15 protein-coding genes are annotated in these 18,368 nt (G+C 32.9%); 8 read left to right on the top strand and 7 right to left on the bottom strand.

The annotated features are described in order from the left end of the window. Positions 1–290: 290 nt before the first annotated feature. From Q4517_RS13995 to Q4517_RS13970, 6 genes are all read right to left on the bottom strand, one after another. Positions 291–908, bottom strand: coding sequence for a hypothetical protein (locus tag Q4517_RS13995; protein ID WP_303510624.1), 618 nt, complete (start codon positions 906–908; stop codon positions 291–293). A 240-nt stretch (positions 909–1,148) separates the two neighbouring features. Next, positions 1,149–1,883, bottom strand: a complete 735-nt coding sequence (locus tag Q4517_RS13990) for a hypothetical protein (protein WP_303510622.1) — start codon at positions 1,881–1,883, stop codon at positions 1,149–1,151. Positions 1,884–1,890: 7 nt separating this feature from the next. Beyond that, positions 1,891–2,688, bottom strand: coding sequence for an RNA methyltransferase (locus tag Q4517_RS13985; protein ID WP_303510620.1), 798 nt, complete (start codon positions 2,686–2,688; stop codon positions 1,891–1,893). A gap of 370 nt (positions 2,689–3,058) precedes the next feature. Then, on the bottom strand, positions 3,059–4,351 hold the full coding sequence (locus Q4517_RS13980; protein ID WP_408034059.1) for an amidohydrolase family protein: 1,293 nt from the start codon (positions 4,349–4,351) through the stop codon (positions 3,059–3,061). A gap of 72 nt (positions 4,352–4,423) precedes the next feature. Then, the gene (locus Q4517_RS13975; protein ID WP_303510614.1) at positions 4,424–7,369 is read right to left on the bottom strand and encodes an amidohydrolase family protein; all 2,946 of its coding nucleotides are present in this window, start codon (positions 7,367–7,369) and stop codon (positions 4,424–4,426) included. A 178-nt stretch (positions 7,370–7,547) separates the two neighbouring features. Next, the gene (locus tag Q4517_RS13970; RefSeq protein WP_303510612.1) at positions 7,548–8,594 is read right to left on the bottom strand and encodes an oxidoreductase; all 1,047 of its coding nucleotides are present in this window, start codon (positions 8,592–8,594) and stop codon (positions 7,548–7,550) included. Between the two features lie 50 nt (positions 8,595–8,644). On the opposite strand from Q4517_RS13970, the gene Q4517_RS13965 reads away from it, so the two are divergent. Beyond that, the gene (locus Q4517_RS13965) at positions 8,645–9,604 is read left to right on the top strand and encodes a patatin family protein (RefSeq protein ID WP_303510609.1); all 960 of its coding nucleotides are present in this window, start codon (positions 8,645–8,647) and stop codon (positions 9,602–9,604) included. Next, positions 9,601–10,494, top strand: coding sequence for a DUF72 domain-containing protein (locus Q4517_RS13960; protein ID WP_303510607.1), 894 nt, complete (start codon positions 9,601–9,603; stop codon positions 10,492–10,494). Before Q4517_RS13965 ends, Q4517_RS13960 begins: the two co-directional genes overlap by 4 nt. A 164-nt stretch (positions 10,495–10,658) precedes the next feature. Here Q4517_RS13960 and Q4517_RS13955 read toward each other — a convergent pair whose 3' ends face one another. Continuing rightward, a complete protein-coding gene (locus Q4517_RS13955) occupies positions 10,659–12,107 on the bottom strand; it encodes a S41 family peptidase (RefSeq protein ID WP_303510604.1) in 1,449 nt (482 codons plus the stop codon). A gap of 159 nt (positions 12,108–12,266) precedes the next feature. Between Q4517_RS13955 and Q4517_RS13950 the strand changes: the two genes are divergently transcribed. The 6 genes from Q4517_RS13950 to Q4517_RS13925 all read left to right on the top strand — a co-directional run bounded on the left by Q4517_RS13950 (position 12,267) and on the right by Q4517_RS13925 (position 18,253). Beyond that, the gene (locus tag Q4517_RS13950; protein WP_303510602.1) at positions 12,267–12,776 is read left to right on the top strand and encodes an RNA polymerase sigma factor; all 510 of its coding nucleotides are present in this window, start codon (positions 12,267–12,269) and stop codon (positions 12,774–12,776) included. Next, complete coding sequence (locus Q4517_RS13945; protein ID WP_303510600.1) at positions 12,763–13,233, top strand: hypothetical protein; 471 nt, start codon at positions 12,763–12,765, stop codon at positions 13,231–13,233. Before Q4517_RS13950 ends, Q4517_RS13945 begins: the two co-directional genes overlap by 14 nt. Positions 13,234–13,273: 40 nt before the next feature. Continuing rightward, positions 13,274–13,789 (top strand): DUF4252 domain-containing protein, encoded by a 516-nt coding sequence (locus Q4517_RS13940; RefSeq protein WP_303510599.1) that lies wholly within the window; start codon positions 13,274–13,276, stop codon positions 13,787–13,789. A gap of 57 nt (positions 13,790–13,846) precedes the next feature. Further along, a complete protein-coding gene (locus tag Q4517_RS13935; RefSeq protein ID WP_303510598.1) occupies positions 13,847–14,407 on the top strand; it encodes a DUF4252 domain-containing protein in 561 nt (186 codons plus the stop codon). 118 nt (positions 14,408–14,525) lie between these two features. Then, complete coding sequence (locus Q4517_RS13930) at positions 14,526–16,973, top strand: M1 family metallopeptidase (RefSeq protein ID WP_303510596.1); 2,448 nt, start codon at positions 14,526–14,528, stop codon at positions 16,971–16,973. Positions 16,974–17,056: 83 nt separating this feature from the next. Further along, complete coding sequence (locus Q4517_RS13925) at positions 17,057–18,253, top strand: hypothetical protein (protein WP_303510593.1); 1,197 nt, start codon at positions 17,057–17,059, stop codon at positions 18,251–18,253. Positions 18,254–18,368: the final 115 nt, after the last annotated feature.

Genomic DNA, 18,368 nt, shown 5'->3' with positions numbered 1-18,368 from the left:
TTTTACCTTCAAATTGTTCCATTTATCAGTATTTTAAAGCAAAAAAATACAGATTTTAAATTAATAAGTCAATAAAACAAAATAAAAAACCGTACAAAAATGTACGGTTTAAAGTAGTTTGTTTTTCTTTAAAAGTAACCATACAACTTATTTTACTTCTTTTTAAGCCTCATATCTTTAACCTGAAACTAAATTACATTATAAAATAAAAGCCCTCAAAAGGGCTTATTTATATCTTGTTTTTGTGAAATTAATAGCTTGTGCAACGGTTACCATTATTGTAAATAGTTTTATTTAACTTTCACACATATAATATTACTTTCAATATCTACTGTATGTAGTGTGTTGTATAACTCAATAATTTTGTTCTTTTCTTCGATGCTATAACCAGCATAATTATTTAATATAAAATCACTATTCGCATCATATTTAGTTTTGTGTCCGTACATTTTAATTTTTACACAAGCAGTATCTGAATTTTGAGAATTTTCACCACAATAATTTAAGTGTTCATTAGAAAAATCAAAAGACTTTTCACTGTTTGCTTCAATGGTTATAAAGTCAGAAATAGAGGCATAATGTTTCGGTGGGTCTTCATCATAAAAACTTACTTCTGAAATACAAGATGTTCCTTCAAACTCATTCTCAATAGAAGCATAATATTTCCCTGGTCTAAAATTAGGGTCAGAAGAAGGTTTAACAATGGTAATTTTAGAATTGCTGTTATTTATAATTTTAACATTTAATGTTAATAGTCCTTTCCTCCAAATATAATTTTCATTTGGCTTTTCTATGATTATAGAAATTTCTTCTTTATCGGTAGAACTACTTGTCTTTTTAATAGATGAACAACTTGTTAATGTTAAAGTTAACAATAATAATATAATTAAATTCTTTCTTGTACTCATTGTTTTAAATTATTTACAACGTGTTTATATAGATGTAAAATACATCGTTATACAACCAAAAAGGAGGTATAAGAGTACTTTACTGTTCTTTTATATTTATTGCTAAACTTACTTATTTTTGGAAGAAAAGGAAGTCTATAGCAATTTTATTAAGCGTTAGCCAAGATAAAACAAAATAAAAAACCATACAAAAATGTATGGTTAAAAGTAGTTTGTTTTTTAGTTCTTAACTTTTGTTTATTAATTGCATGTTATTTCACTAAAAGAAGTTTTTTGAATCGCATTATTTTGAGTGTAATAACTTTCGTTAAAAAGCATAAACTTATCTATTCCGTGCCCAGAAGATCTTACTGAAACTTGCATTGAATATACACCAGGTTTTTCAAACTTTACATATATTTTATGCGAATCATTATCAGAAGTTGCTGCTTGCCATTTGAAATCTAAATTATTTCCACTTCTATATATTTTAAACCAACCATCAGCAGATGTTCCTTTTGGGTTTGGAGTTTTACCTGTTCCTTTAGGATATACTTTAGAACCCTCTTTTTCTCCATAGAAATCATCTGCATCAGGAAATTTTAGCCAACTATCATTATGATCAGAACCACTATTTCCTTGAGTTACTGCAGAACTCCATAAAAAACGGTAAACACCAGGGTTTTTAATGTTTAGCTTAAACTCAACTAAACCACTACCAGGTTTTCCTAACGATTGATTTCCTGTCCAAACATAATATCCTTTTCCAGTAGTAGAACTATTTGTTTTTAATTCCCAACCTGTAGGAAAATCATTGTTTTCAAATTCAACTAAAATAAAATTGTCCTTTTCATTAAAAATAAAAGCAGAAGGGTTTTTACATATTTGATTTCCAGTGTTTCCAGTATCTATGTTTTCTTCTACATTGTCAGTGTCAGAAGAGCAAGAAAAGAATAAAATGGTTACAAGTGTTAATAAGGGGATTTTTGTTTTCATTTGGTTTTTAATTTAAAAATTTACGTTGTCGTTTCGCTTCAAAAGTTAAGATAGCTGCGGCTACCGATACATTCATTGAGTCGATTTCACCTTGCATAGGTATGTTGATATTCTGAGTAGCTTGGTCTCGCCAAATTTGCGTTAATCCTGTAGCTTCCGTACCTACTACCAAAGCAGTAGCCTTAGTATAGTCGTTTTTATGGTATTCGTTTGAGTTTTGTAGGGTAGCACTGTAAATATTTATGTTATGCTCTTGTAAGTACGCTATAATGTCTTCAGAAGTACCTGTAGCTATTTGATTGGTAAATACACACCCCACACTAGAGCGTATGATATTAGGGTTGAATAAATCTGTTTTTGGGTTGGCGATAAAAACAGCATCTACATTAGCAGCATCGGCGGTACGTAACATAGCACCAATATTTCCTGGTTTTTCAATACCTTCCATAACCAATACGAGTGGAGTATTGGTGTTGAATTCAATAGCATCTAAATCGAAGTTTTTAGTTTTCACTACAGCAATAATACCCTCGGTAGTATCACGATAGGCAAGCTTTTGGTATACCTCTTTTGTTATTTCTATACAATTAGCAGCCTTATGTAGAATTTTGTTTACACTTTCTTCGGTAAACATATCAGCAACAAATAGCAGGGTGTCTATTTCATAACCTCCTTTAACAACTAACGAAATTTCACGTTGTCCTTCTACTAAAAACAATCCTTTCTTCTTACGTTCTCTAGATTTCTCTTGAAGCTTTAAAAGCTCTTTTATATAGGCGTTTTGTGTACTACTAATCTGTTTCATTTGCTATGATATCTAAATACAAAAGTACTATTCTGTTTTATAATAAAATACCATCTTACTAAAAGAATAATTACTAGCTATTGCTGTTGTTAGGCAAACAACAGTACTGTTGTCTAACACCAAACAGTACTGTTGCCCAACACCAAACACTACTGTTGTTTAACACCAGATGCTACTGTTTGAATCTTCAAACAAAACTAAAATATGGGGTGTACTAGTTTGTATTAAGCTTCATACAGTGGTGTATGAAGTTACCATACAGTAGCGCATACCTATTATTCATGTATAAAAAAACATCATTCTTTTTACGGAATGATGTTTTTAAGTTCTAATAATGAGATTTTGATATCTCATTCGTTAAGGATGGTGTTTATTGATTTTTATACTTATTAGCATAACGCTTCCATAATTTTGTTTGATGCGATTCTAGGCTGATTTTTCTTCCTTGAATAAAAGCTTCTTTTAAAATGTTAGTACGCATGTCTAAGGCATCACCTTCAGAAATAAATAGGGTAGCGTCTTTACCAGTTTCTAAAGTACCTACGTTGTTATCAATACCTAAAATTTTAGCATTGTTTTGGGTAATTAGCTGAACTGCTTTTTCTTTTTCTAATCCGTAAGCAGCATACGTTCCTGCATAAAAAGGTAAGTTACGTGTACTCATACGTTCCATATCTCCTTCCATACCCAAACCAACTAAAATACCTGCATCGGTTAATATCTTAGCCGCTCTAAAAGGTCTGTCATAATCTGCATCTTCACCATTAGGCAAACGGTGTGCACGTTCTAAAATAACAGGTACATTGTTTTCTTTTAATAAGTCAGCAACTTTTTCAGCCTCTTGTCCGCGAACAATCACGATGTTTTTAACGCCTAACTCTTTACAAATAGTTACAGCATCAGTAATTCCTTTTTCTCCTGATACGTGTACAAACATTCTTTGCGAGCCGTTTAAAACGCCTTGTAAAGCTTCATAAGGTAAGTTTTTAGGTGTTTTATTACCCGCTAGGTAGCTTTTTGCATTGGCGAAAAACTCTGTAAGCTTATCAATACTTTTTTGATAGTTTTTGTTAGGCTTTAATCCTGGATCTTCACCCATCCACCAACGACCTCTTGAAAATACTTGAGGCCAGTTCATGTGAACACCATCATCGGTTTTAATAGCAGCATCTTCCCAGTTCCAAGCATCTAATTGTACTACCGAAGAGGTACCAGAAATAACACCACCACGTGGGGCAATTTGTGCCATTAATACACCGTTAGGACGCATGGTTTCTACCACTTTACTTTCTGCATTATAAGCAATAATACTACGGATGTGAGGTAACATTGAACCTACCTCATCAAAATCTCTCGTTGCACGTACAGCATCAATTTCAGCTAAACCTAAAGAGGTGTTTGCTGCAATGAATCCTGGGTATACGTGTTTTCCTTTGGCATTAATAACAGTTCCCATACGGGCAATTCTCATATTAGCACTTCCTATAAATTCAATTTTTCCGTTAGAGAACATAATTAAAGAGTTCTCAATCACTTCTCCGTTTCCTAAATGTGCCGTAGCACCTTCAATACTGTAAGCTTCAATTTGCTTGGGTGCTGGTGTTTGTTGCGCTAGTATGTTTCCTATACATAAGAAGCATATTATGTTGTATATATATTTAATTTTCACGTTTTAAATTTTTGTTACTATTAGTTTATACTTAGTAGTTAATCTTACTAAATTTCTCTGTGAGGATTATTCTGTATCACAGTGAAATAATTTCTGAGTTTTCTTTTTAGGAGCTTGTGTTTTACCTCCTTTAATCTTCTCTTGTAACATCATGTTAATTAACTTAGCACGCTCTGCTTTAATAGCTTTACGCTTTTCTAAGTCTTTTTCAATATCAAAATAAACAGCTCCGTCAATAATTGTTTTCTCTGCTTTAGAATATACTGAAAGTGGATTTCCGCTCCATACAACTACATCGGCATCTTTACCTACTTTAATACTTCCTGTACGGTCGTTTAAGTGTAATAGTTTTGCAGGATTAATAGTTACTGTAGCCCAAGCTTCTTGTTCGCTTAAACCTCCGTATTTAATTAGTTTAGCGGCTTCTTGATTTAGTCTACGAGACATTTCGGCATCATCAGAATTAATAGCAACTGTAATACCTTGGTTGTGCATAATAGCAGCGTTGTATGGTATAGCGTCGTTAACCTCGTATTTATACGCCCACCAGTCGGCAAAAGTAGAACCACCAACTCCGTGTTCTTTCATTTTATCGGCTAGTTTGTATCCTTCTAAAATGTGGGTAAACGTGTTAATGTTAAAGTTGAATTGTTCTGCAACCTTCATTAACATATTAATTTCTGATTGTACGTAAGAGTGACAAGAAATAAAACGTTTTTTATTAATAATTTCTGCTAAAGTTTCTAACTCAATATCTTTACGATATGGTTGTCCGCTTTTCTTTTTAGCATCGTATTCTTTGGCTCTTTGAAAGTAGTCAATATATACTTGTTCAACTCCCATACGTGTTTGAGGGAAACGAATTGTATTCATATCTCCCCAGTTAGATTGTTTTACATTTTCACCTAAGGCGAACTTGATAAACTTAGGTGTGTTATTGTATAACATTCCGTCAGCATTCTCTCCCCATTTTAGTTTGATAATTGCCGAACGTCCACCAATTGGATTGGCAGAACCATGTAATACTTGAATAGAAGTAACACCACCCGCAATGTTTCTGTAAATATTTACATCGTTAGGGTTGATAACATCTTCAATAGTTACCTCCGCCGTTGAGTTATGTCCTGATTCGTTTACTGCGGAAGTAGCAATATGTGAATGCTCATCAATAATACCTGCGGTTACATACTTACCAGTTCCGTCTATAATTGTTGCACCTCTTGAAGATAGGTTGGTGCCTATTTTGGCTATTTTACCATCTTTAATTAATACATCGGTATTGTTTAGTACTTCGTTGTTTTCAGAAGTCCAAACCGTCGCATTTTTAATTAAAATAGTTTCTTTTTGTGGAGCTGTAGGGTTTCCTAATCCGATGTTTGGATAGGTAACGGCTAGTACTTCAGGAGTGGTCTCTTTTTTCTTGCCGTCTTTCTTTTTAGCATCAGCTTTTCCAGTATAAGTAGCATTCCAAGTATTTTCATTCCCATCGTTGTCGGTAGCTGTACCCGTAATTTGTTGTTTGTTTTTAACAAATGCTGTTAAGCGAGTGTAGTTGTCACCATCTTTAAGAGTTATATGCAACCAACCGTTACTAAAAGATGATTTACTATTTATCTTTTTATCTCCACTCTTTAAAGCAGCTGTTTGTTTAGCTCCTTTACCAGTAATGGTCATATCGTACGACTTTCCGTTAACTGTTAGTGTGTACTTACCTGTAATATCTTTACTATCCATTGAGTTAATGGTGTTTTTATCACCCTGCACCCAGTTTTCATATAAAGTAGTTTGTTTGTCAAAAATATCACCAGAAGTAATTAAGAAGTTGGCATAACTACCAGCTTTTAAGTTACCAACTTTGTCATTTTTTAAAATCTTGGCAGGTACTGTAGTTAATGCTTCTAAAGCTGTAGTTTTATCTAATCCGTAAGTAATAGCCTTTTGAAGATTGCTATTAAATTCTTTTGCCTTTTTTAACTTGTATGTAGTTAATGCAAAAGGAATATTGTTTTTTGCTAAAATTGATGGGTTTGCTGGTTCTTGATTCCAAGAGCGCATATCGCTTAACGCAATTTTATTTGCTAAAAATGGATTTGATACATCGTAAGCATTTCTAAAGTTAATAGGAATAATGTACGTAGCATTGGTTGCTTTAATATCATTAATTCTTTCATATTCGTTACCTCCACCTACAATGGTATATTGAATTCCGAACTCATCACCAATTTTATCAGCACGCATATTGTCTAAATATCCACCCGCATTAAATATTTGTGGTAACTCTTTTTTGTTGTTTAGAGCTTCTAAAGCTAAATCGGTGTTTTTTGCATTTCCTTTAGCATACCAATCGGCATCTAAATATGTTTGGCGTAATAGTGCCATAGCTCCCATACGTGACGTAGGATAGCTTTGACGTGATTTAGCACTTTTAGAAAACGATAAGTAGTTTCCAGATTCTTTGTCTAAAATTCTGTAAGCATCAGAACTGTTAGGGTTTAAAGCAACTAAAATTCCGTTACCTCGCATAATACCGTCTGCCACGTGTGTATTAACAGCACCAAAGCCTAAAGACAATAATTCTTTAGCTTTTTTAGCATCAAAGTTAAATTCAGCAGCAGCATCTACATCAGGACGAATATGGTCGTTCCAGTAATATCCTTTTCTGCCAGCATCGTATTGTGGTCTTTTACCACGACCACTTTCACGTTTAGGTTTTGCGATACCAAAGGTTGAATAAGCATCAACAAAAGAAGGATATATAGATTTTCCATCTAGGTTAATTACGTGTGCTTCGTTAGGTATGGTAACCGATTTACCTACAGATACAACTTTACCGTCTTTAATAAGTAGTATTCCTTTTTTTACTACTTGGGTAGGGGTAACATAAATGGTAGCATTGGTAAATGCATACACGTTGTTTTTGGATGACTTTACTCCTGTGTTGGTAGGAAAGTACTCTTGTGCAAAAGAGCTACTAATACACAGGGATAAGAGTAAGAATAGTATTTTTTTCATTTAATATTGAGTTGATTAGCTTATAAAAATAGATAGTTAAAAAGGAAAAGAATTCCTTTTAACAAAACATTAAGAATTAATCACAGGGTGATAGCCAAGAATTTAATCCACCAAGGCTTACTTAATAGACTTAAAATAGGTTTTCTTATAGTTCTTTGTTTATTTGCCCTAAGATAGTTTAGTTAAGAACTAGTTTTCCAATCTTTTCATGACCAGATAACCAAGCGGTATTCTTATCAATAAACTGAATAGCATAGTAGCTTTCCTTGCTTACTTCTTTCCAAGTATGTCCACCGTCGTTAGAAAATGATATTCCTGTTTTTCCAACTGCAAAGACTTCCTTTCCGTTAGTATTAGGTACATACTGTACGCAGCTTTTGTAATTAGGATTGGTATTATTAGCTACGAGTGTCCATGTTTTACTACCATCGGTAGTAATTGCTTTATTAGCGTTATTGTTTTCTGGTTTTGCGTAGTTTCCTCCAATAGCAATTCCATGGTTTTCATCATAAAAATCAATAGAGTAAATTCCTTGTGGTCCGTCACCTTGTACAATTGGGGTATCAAAAATTTCCCAAGTGTTCCCAAAGTCGGTAGATTTTAAAATACGTGCTTTAGTTCCTCCAGAGCCTATCCATACGGTATTATTTATGATAGCAATATTGGTGTTACTAGCAGCAAAAAAGGCTTCTCCTTCTTCAAAAGTAGGTAGTTGAGAGCACGGTAGTTTTGTCCATGTATTTCCCCCATCTGAGGTAAGAATAACAGACGGACAATCATCTGTAGGATCACCAACGGCAATACCATGCTTTCCATCGGTAAAGAATTGCATACAGTCGTAAAAAACCTTTTCGTGTGCTTCTGTATATACTAACTCATACTTGTTTTCATTTCCTTTATATAGTAAGGCAGGATTAGCTACCGATAAGGCAAATATGTTTTCATCGTTTTTGGCAATGCTTCTAAAGTGCGGTATAATAGTATCGTTATACTTTAAACTTTGTGTTTGCCATGTTTTACCACCATCCTTTGTACTTGTAATATCTCCTTTAGAACCTGCAAAAATTAATTCATCGTTACTAATGGCTAGCATAGCTCTAATACTGGTACTATCTTGTTTAAATTCGGTAATTTTAATAGTATCAAAAGTTCTTGGAGCTTTCTTTTTTTGTGTACAAGAAAGTATTATAAAAGAGATTAATAAAAGGAATGATAATCGTGTCATATTTTTGATATTTTTACAGAACTAAAAATAGGAAAACCAAACTTAAATCAATGAAAAAAGCCTTAGTAATTTCAGGAGGAGGAAGTAAAGGAGCCTTTGCGGGCGGTGTTGCACAATACCTAATGAAAAATAAAAATAAAGATTACGATATGCTTTTAGGAACATCAACAGGTAGCTTAATGGTTTCGCATTTGGCTTTAGGTATGGTTGATGAATTAAAAGAAATATATACTTCGGTAGATCAAAAAGCTATTTTTAGTAATAGTCCGTTTCGAATAAAATCGGTGCATGGAGAGAAGGTAATTTCTATACGACATAGAAATACTTTTTGGAACTTTTTAAATGGTCGTAAAACATTTGGTGAGAGTAAGAACTTACGAAAGCTTATAAGCAATAGCATAACTAAAGAAATTTACGATGAAATTAGAAGGTTAAATAAAGAGGTAGTGGTAACAGTTTCTAATTTAACAGCAAATCAAATTGAGTACAAATCTATTTTGGAGTGTGAGTATGAAGACTTTTGTGATTGGATTTGGGGGTCGTGTAACTATGTGCCTTTTATGAGTTTGTTAGAAAAAGACTACTGTCAGTATGCCGATGGTGGTTTTGGTAGTTTAGTTCCTATTCGTGAAGCAATTGCACGAGGAGCTACCGAAGTTGATGCTATTATTTTAGCTACCGAAGTAACCCAAATGAATAGATTACCTGCTAAGAACCCTTTTTCACTGATGATGGATACGTTTGATTTTATGTTGGAGAATGTTGAGCGACATAATATTACCATAGGAAAGCTTTCTGCCAAACAACATAATGTAAAGTTGAACTTATACTATACACCAACGGTGTTAACAACCAATTCGCTAGTTTTTGATAAAGAAAAAATGAAGAAATGGTGGAAGTCGGGTTATAAGTATGCTAAAAAACTGGATGATGATAGAATGACAGAGTTTAGACCTGAGATGGTAGATAATCAAGATATAGAGGAAGGAATAGAAAATAACGAAGTATGAAGTTTGGAAAAGTAGCACAACCAGAGTTAGTAGATTTTACATTACCAGCAACGCATCCTAAAACAATAGAGCTATTAAGTTCTTTTGAAAGGAGCGGTACACCTAATGTGTATGTTGGCTGTGCAAAATGGAATAAAGCAGATTTAAAAGGTTTTTACCCACGAGGGACCAAAGATGAATTAGAGTATTATTCGAAACAGTTTAACTCGATAGAACTCAATGCTACTTTTTACCGACAGTTTCCAGCAGCACAGTTTGAAAAGTGGAAAGCTAAAACTCCTGAAAACTTCAAGTTTTTCCCAAAACTAGGGCAGGAGATAAGCCACTGGAAGCGTTTACAAGGTGTACAAGATGCTGTGAATGTGTATTTAGATAATGCTTCACATTTACAAGAGAAGTTAGGTACCATATTTTTACAGTTACACGCTAATTTTGGTAATAAAAACTTTGATAGATTACAAAACTTTGTGGTAAGCTGGCCTAAAGGTATACCATTAGCTATTGAGGTTCGTCACCCAAATTGGTTTGAAGATGAGGTTGTATTTAATGAGTTTACACAGTTGTTTGAAGAACATAACATAACCAATGTGTTAGTTGATACCGCCGGTAGAAGAGATATGATGCATATGTGTTTAACGAATAATGAAGCTTTTGTTCGTTATGTTGGAGCAAATCACCCGTCAGATTATACGCGTTTGGATGATTGGGTAGTTCGTTTAAAAGAATGGAACGATGTAGGTTTAGAGAACATTCACTTTTTTATACATCAAAACTTAGAGGTGGAGTCGCCATTGTTGGCAGCCTACTTTATAAAAAAGCTAAACAAGGAGTTAGGAGTTGACTTAAAAATTCCTAATGAAGAGAATAACCAACAAATGAGTTTGTTGTAATTTGTCTTAAACTTCAGACAGTACTGTCTTTAATCACAAGACAATGGTGTCTAATGGTACCGTATGCTAGTGTCGTGTGTAATAAGATGGTAGGTTATTGAATAAAAAGTATAAAAAAATCCAGCTAAGCAAGCTGGATTTTTTATTTATATAGCATAATTATATTATTGTAACTCTACATACATATTGTTATAATCAGGGCGCATCATATTTGAATTCCATGATGGAGAAAATTGAACTCCTTTTTTCATAGTAGGCACTCCTTTAGCTCCCGTAGTAATGTATTGAATGGTTCTTTGTAATAAAGGCTCGTTAGGGTCTCCTAAAATACCTAAGTTACCTGGATTTTCGTCTATAGTAATTTCAGGAATAAACCCTTCAGGAGCATTTTCACCATCTACATTTTGAATTTCTAATACTATAGGTTGCATTGCCCACGTATGACTCTTTAAGTTATCGCCATTACGAGTATAATCATCAGAATCGTATAAGGTAATAGAACCAACATGTTTTCCGTAAGTTTGAGTTCCTACTAACTTTACATCAATATAAGGCTTTAGAGCATTGATAACTAATTCGGATGCAGAAGCGGAATCATCAGAAACGATAAAGTAAATAGTATTTAGGTTTAAACTATTAATTGCTTCATCCAGTACCACATTTCCTTGTTGGTCTTTATTTAAAATCTGATTCGTAAAGTTATTGATTAATAAATCAGGGTTTGTTACCTCCATCACTTTATGATTCCATACTTGTTTAGCAAATAACTCATTAGTGAACTGTCCGGTAATCATACTTCCTAAATACGTAGCTGTTTGTACAGAACCCCCACCGTTATAACGTAAGTCGATGATTAAATCGGTAATATTAGCTGTTTGAAACTTAGCAAACTCAGCATTTAATTCTCCGTCAAAGTTACTAGAGAATTGATTATATAGTAAATATCCAATAGTGTGGCTACCGCTAGTAATTACGTTGGTTACTTTTATTGGGTTTTCTGTTACTTGAGATTTTGTAACAGTAATGGTTGTGCCATTACTAACAGGATTTCCTCCATTGTAATTAGCTAAATGAATAGTGAATGTGTCGTTATCTAATAAATCATTTACATTACCTCTAGTTATAGTTGTTCCGTTAATCTCAGTAATAATCATACCACGAGTTACTCCTTGTGTATCGGCATCAGAACCAGCAACAACATCGTATACATATATATAAAAGTCTCCAGAACCATTAGTATAATCAGCACCTTCTAGCTTCATACCACTTGTTAAGCGTATTCCAGCAAAAGACTCCTCTAGAGCTATGTAATCATCTACAATCCACGAATAGGTTCTGTTAGGATCTTTAGGGTATTCATTAGGCATGTATAATAAATTGTAAAATAGGTTAGCAGGATCGTCATATCCCGACAAATAACTGAACAATTCACTATCATTACTAAAACGTCTGTCAGCTAAATCAGGAACCAAATCTTGCCATAAGTAGTAAGCGTTTAAACCTTTCCAAACGAAATTTTGAACTTCAATATTTTTCGGCGCATCGTCTTTTTCACTGCATGATACAAGTAGTATTGAAAAAAAGATGATTAGGGATGCTTTAAGTAATTTCATAAGAGTATATTAGTTGTAACAACAACGCAATTTACTGAATAATATTATTTTTTTTTAGTATTGATGTAACAAACTTAAAACTGCGTCGTCGTAGATATGTAAACCTGTTAAATAAGACGCAATTGTTTTAATAGGCTTACAGAACTAATTAACCAAACCATGAACCAATCAGACTTTTTAAAAGTTGTATTACCATTTAAAGACAAAGTCTTTCGTTTAGCGAAAAGATTGTTGGTTTCTACTGAAGAAGCTGAAGACGCTACACAAGAGCTGTACTTTAAATTGTGGAGAAATAGAGAAAAGCTCTCTAATTATAAAAATGTAGAGGCATTTGCAATGACCATGACGAAGAATTATTGTTATGACAGATTAAAGTCTAAACAAGCAAGTAATTTAACATTGGTTCATAGTAATTATAAAGAGAAAGATACTCCTTTAGAAAAGAGGGTAGAACATAACGACAGTGTAAACCGAGTACATGAGCTTATAGATAAGTTACCAGAGCAGCAAAAAATAATCATACAATTAAGAGATATTGAACAATATGATTTTGATGAAATATGTAAAATGGTTGATATGAAACCGACAGCTGTAAGAGTAGCATTATCAAGAGCTAGAAAAGCAATAAGACAAGAATTAATAAAACAACATAACTATGGAGTTAGCTAACATAGAAAAATTATTAGATAAATATCTAGACGCAGAAACAACATTGCAAGAAGAGCAAACGTTACAAGAGTATTTTACATCAAACGACGTGGCACCGCATTTGCAAGAGTATAGTATGATGTTTGGTTATTTTAAACAAAGTAAAGACGAAACCTTTACCAAAACCATTCAGTTAGAACCTGAGAAAACTAAGAAGAACTGGAAATGGTTATCAGTAGCAGCGTCAGTATTCTTACTATTTAGCTTATTTATGGGTAATGAAGAGTACAAAAAGCATCAACAGCGTAAACAGTTTGCACAAATTAAAGAAGCGTTGCAACTAGTTTCGGTCAATTTAAACAAAGGAAACGATGCATTATATGCAGTTTCAAACAACCTAAAAAAAGGAAATGATGCTATTGAACACTTAGGAACCTATGAAGAAACAGTAAACAAAGTAATAAACACAGTAAATTAATTAAGAAAGTAAAACCAAGTACTTATAAACCAATAAAATCATGAAAAAAATAATATTATTATTCGCATTCGTATTTATAGCTAATGTAAGTTTCGGACAGTCGATATTTGATAAATTAGAAGACTTAGATGAGGTATCATCAGTGGTAGTAAATAAAGATGCTTTTGAAATTTTATCTAAATTTAAGGTAGAATCTGAAGACAATGAAGCTATGGAGGTTTTTAAAATGATTCAAGACCTACAAGAGCTAAAAGTATTTTCTACTGAAAATGCAAAAGTATCTGGACAAATGGAGAGCATGGTAAAATCAGCAATAGCAAAGAGTAACTTAATAGAGTTAATGCGTGTAAAAGATAAAGATTCTCGTGTTAAAATCTATGTAAAGTCTACTAAAAACAAAGACTTTGTAAGTGAAGTGTTAATGTTTGTAAAAGACAAAAACTCTAATAGTGGTTCACCAGAATCTGTAATTGTTTCGTTAACTGGTAACATAGACATTAATAAAATGTCAAAATTAGCAGAGACGTTTTCTAAAGACGGAAAGAAGAACAAATAAAAACAAATAAGGCAGCGTTAATTAGTTAACGCTGCTTTTAATCAAAAACTAATAACAATGAAAAAACTACTTATATATTCAATATTACTAGTAGCTTTTGTAGCCGTTTCTTGTAAAACAGAATCCTTACAAAGCTATTTGGTAGAAAGCCAAGAAAAAGAAGGCTTTATAACGTTTGATGTACCAGCTAGTGTGTTGCAATTAAGCATGGATAAAGCTTCGGAACAAGACAAAAAAGCGTATGAAAGCATAAAAAAGGTTAACATTACTGGTGTTCCTTATAAGAATTTAGATGAAGCTAGTTATGAAGCTGAGAAGGAAAAATTAAAATCTATCTTTAAAAAATCTGGCTACAAGCAATTAATGAAATTTAAAAAAGATGGAGCCAATGCAGCAATTTATTATTCAGGAGATGCTGATGCTATTGACGAAATTGTAGCTTTTGGTTACGGAAAAGATATGGGAGTAGGAGTTGCACGAATTTTAGGAGAAAATATGAATGTTGGGAAAATTATGGAAATGATGCAAAAAGCTAAGATGGATGCCGGAAACCTAGATTTAAAACAATTTAAAATGATCTTCGATGACAAACATCGTTCTTCAGAAGAAACAGAATAAAAATTGGTGTTGAAAATATAGAAAAGCCGTTAGATTATCTGACGGCTTTTTCTTTTTAACGGGTCATTAACAAGCCTCCCAATAGAATTTCATATTTTTGGACTCTAAACAAAAACATATGAAATTTAACAAACTCCTTGTTTTTATCGCTGTTTTCTTTACAGCAAGCTTATTTTCTCAATCAAATAAAGTATATAGAGCTGAAAAAGATAAAGTTCACAACTTAGTTCATACGAAGTTAAAAGTAGATTTTAACTTTCAAGAAAAAGAAATGAATGGAGAAGAGTGGGTAACCTTAGCACCTCATTTTTATGAAACAGATAAAGTTACGTTAGATGCTAAAGCAATGGTTATTCATAAAGTAACAATGAATAATCAAGCATTAGAGTATAATTATGATGATTATGAGTTAATCATCAACTTACCTCGTACCTATAAGCGAAACGAAGAGTTTACACTATATATTAAATATACGGCGCGACCAGAAAGGGTAAAGCAAAAAGGAAGTGCAGCTATTACATCTGCAAAAGGGTTGTATTTTATCAATCCAACAGGTTTTGATAAAAACAAACCAACTCAAATTTGGACGCAAGGTGAAACCGAAGCAAGTAGTTGTTGGTTTCCAACAATTGATGCTCCAAACCAAAAGACATCACAAGAAATTTATATGACGGTTCCGCAAAAGTATGTAACACTTTCTAACGGAAAACTAGAAAAACAAACTACCAATGCTGATGGAACTCGTACCGATTATTGGAATTTTACTCAAAAGCATGCACCATATCTGTTTTTTATGGGAGTAGGAGAGTATGAGATTATTAAAGATAAATACAAAGATATTCCTGTAGATTATTATGTAGAGAAGGAGTATGCACCATATGCAAAAGATATTTTTGGGAATACTCCTGAAATGTTAGCGTTCTTTTCAAAAATTACAGGAATAGAGTATCCATGGAATAAATATGCGCAGATTGTAGGACGTGATTATGTAAGTGGTGCTATGGAAAATACCACAGCCGTAATTCACGGAGAAAGAGCGTATCAAACACCAGGGCAACTAATAGATGAAAATGTACAAGAGAATACGATAGCACACGAAGCTTTTCATCATTGGTTTGGTGATTTAGTAACTACTGAGAGTTGGAGTAACCTAACCGTAAACGAGAGTTTTGCTAATTATAGTGAGTATTTATGGTTAGAGCATAAATATGGAAAAGATGAAGCAGACGCACACTTGTTTGAAGATATTGAAGGGTATAAAAGCGGACAAAATTTTGATAAACATTTAGTTCGTTTTTATTACGAGGATAAAGAAGATATGTTTGATGCGGTTAGTTACAACAAAGGAGGCGCTATTTTACACATGTTACGCAACTATTTGGGTGATGAAGCTTTTTACGAAGGATTGAATACTTATTTAACAGCTAATAAATACGGAACAGGAGAAGCACATCAACTGCGTTTAGCTTTTGAAAAAGTAAGCGGTAAAGACCTAAACTGGTTTTTCAATCAGTGGTATTTTAACAGCGGACATCCAAAACTATCAATATCTTACGATTATAACAAACTTAGAAAAACAGTAACCGTAAATATTATTCAATCTCAACTTAATGAGTTTAAATTCCCATTTGCAATTGATGTTTTTGAAGGAAGTAAACGTACACGTCATACTGTGTTTGTTGAAGGAAGAGATGCTTCATTCACCTTTCCTTTTACCAAGCATCCAGATTTAATTCAAGTAAATGCTGACGGTGTGTTGTTATGCGATATTAACGAAAATAAAGTATTGAGCGATTATATTCATCAATTAAAATATGCTCAAAACTACGTGCATAAAAGAGAAGCTTTGTTAGAAGTAGCAAAACATCAAGATGATAAAAAAGCATTTAATGCAGTTGCAGATGCTCTGAATAATGATTTTTATAAAATCAGGATTTTAGCCTTGGAGAACATTAATTTAATCAATAAATATTCAAAAAAGAATGTAATTGATCAAATTATGAAAATCGCTCAAAACGATTCAAAAACGTTGGTGCAAGCAGCTGCAATTGAAACCTTAGGAAAGTTAACAGACCCTGCATTAAAATCGGTGTTCGAAAAAGGCTTACAAAGTAAGTCATACTCAGTATTAGGAAAGTCGTTGGTAGGAATGTATTATATAGACAAACAGTTAGCAATTCAAAAATCAAAAACGTTACCATTAGCTGTAAAAAAGATCATTGCAACACCGTTAACGCGCATTTATTTAGAAGAAAATGATGATGAAGAGCTAAGTTTTATAGCAAGCAATGTAATGTCTGGAATGTTTTTAAGTCCGAATAAAAAGATTCAATCATTGTATAAAAAAGCATTTGATAAGATTGGAAAAAGTAATAATACAGAGGCTATTCAAAACTTATCCGAAGATATTGTGGCTAAAGGACTTCAGTATAAGCAATATAACTTTGATAAGGTTGGAGTAAATTTATTACGTCAAATGGTTCAAATGCAAAAAACTAATAATCCGTCAAATAAAGAAAAACATCTTAAATTTATTCAAATAGCAATGGCGAAGCTACTTGAATAAATAGTATACTTCATAAAGTTTAAGTTAAAAAGAATACTTAGTTTTGGCACAATAATTGAATTTTCTTGCGAAACTTAAACTTTATGAGAAAAACTACTTTACTACTTATTTTATCGGTATTGGTATTAGCGTCTTGTAGTAGTGTAAAAACTACTGAAAAAGCGCTTAATTCGGGTAATTATGACAAGGCAATTTCATTATCTATTGAAAAATTAGCCAAGAATAAAACCAAAGAGAAAAATCAGCCGCACGTACTAATGCTTCAGGAAGCTTTTAGAAAATCGACGGATAGAGATTTGGACAGAATTTCTTTTTTAGAGAAAGAACGAAATCCTGAAAACTTTGAAACAATTTATACGCTGTATCAACGTCTTAATAACAGGCAGGAAAAAATAAAGCCATTGTTACCGTTGCGAATTTTATCTTCTGGTAGAAATGCCAAGTTTAAACTTGTTAATTATACGGATGAAATTCTTGCAGCAAAAGAAAATTATGCTGGTTATTTGTATGAAAATGGTGTAGCCTTGTTAAATGAAGGAGACCGAAACAAAATTAACTACAGAAGAGCTTTTGACGAGTTAAGGCATTTAGATAAAATTAGCCCTAACTATAGAGATACAAGAAACTTAATAGAAGAGGCGCATGCTAGAGGAATTGATTATGTACATGTTTCTGTTAGAAATAGAACAGAGCAAATAATTCCAAAAAGATTAGAAAGAGACTTGTTAGCAATTGATACCTATGGGTTGAATGATTTATGGACACAATATCACGCAAAAAGAGATAGAAATATTCAATATGATTTCGATTTAGAGTTAGATTTTACAGATATTATAGTTTCTCCGGAACAGGTACATGAAAAGGAAGTTATTAAAGAACGACGCATAAAAGATGGGTTTAAGTATTTACGAAATAATAATGGAAGCTATGTAAAAGATAGCTTAGGAAATAAAATAAAAGTAGATAAGTTTAAAAGAATACGTTGTAAGCTTTACCAGTTTACACAATTTAAGAGTAGTAAAGTAACTGGTGTTGTAAAGTATATTGATAATAGAAGCAATCAATTATTACAGCGTTTTCCTATACAAAGTGAGTTTATTTTTGAACACATATATGCCGATTATGATGGAGACAGAAGAGCGTTGGATAAGTCGTTTATAGAGTTACTTGATGAAAGATCAGTAAACTTTCCTTCTAGTGAACAAATGGTGTACGATACAGGTACCGATTTAAAACAGAAGCTCAAGCATATTATCACACGAAATAAGTTTAGAAATTAAGACATCGTCATTCCGAATCCCGTTTCCAAAACTTCGGAGCGGGATGAAGGAATCTTTTTCTAAATGATGAGATAGCCACGTCGCTGTTGCTCCTCGCTATGACGTTTATTATTTA

Source organism: Tenacibaculum sp. 1_MG-2023, assembly GCF_030547425.1.
Lineage (GTDB): Bacteria > Bacteroidota > Bacteroidia > Flavobacteriales > Flavobacteriaceae > Polaribacter.
Note: the sequence above shows the minus strand (reverse complement) of the source record. Positions and strands in the feature narration are given on the sequence as shown.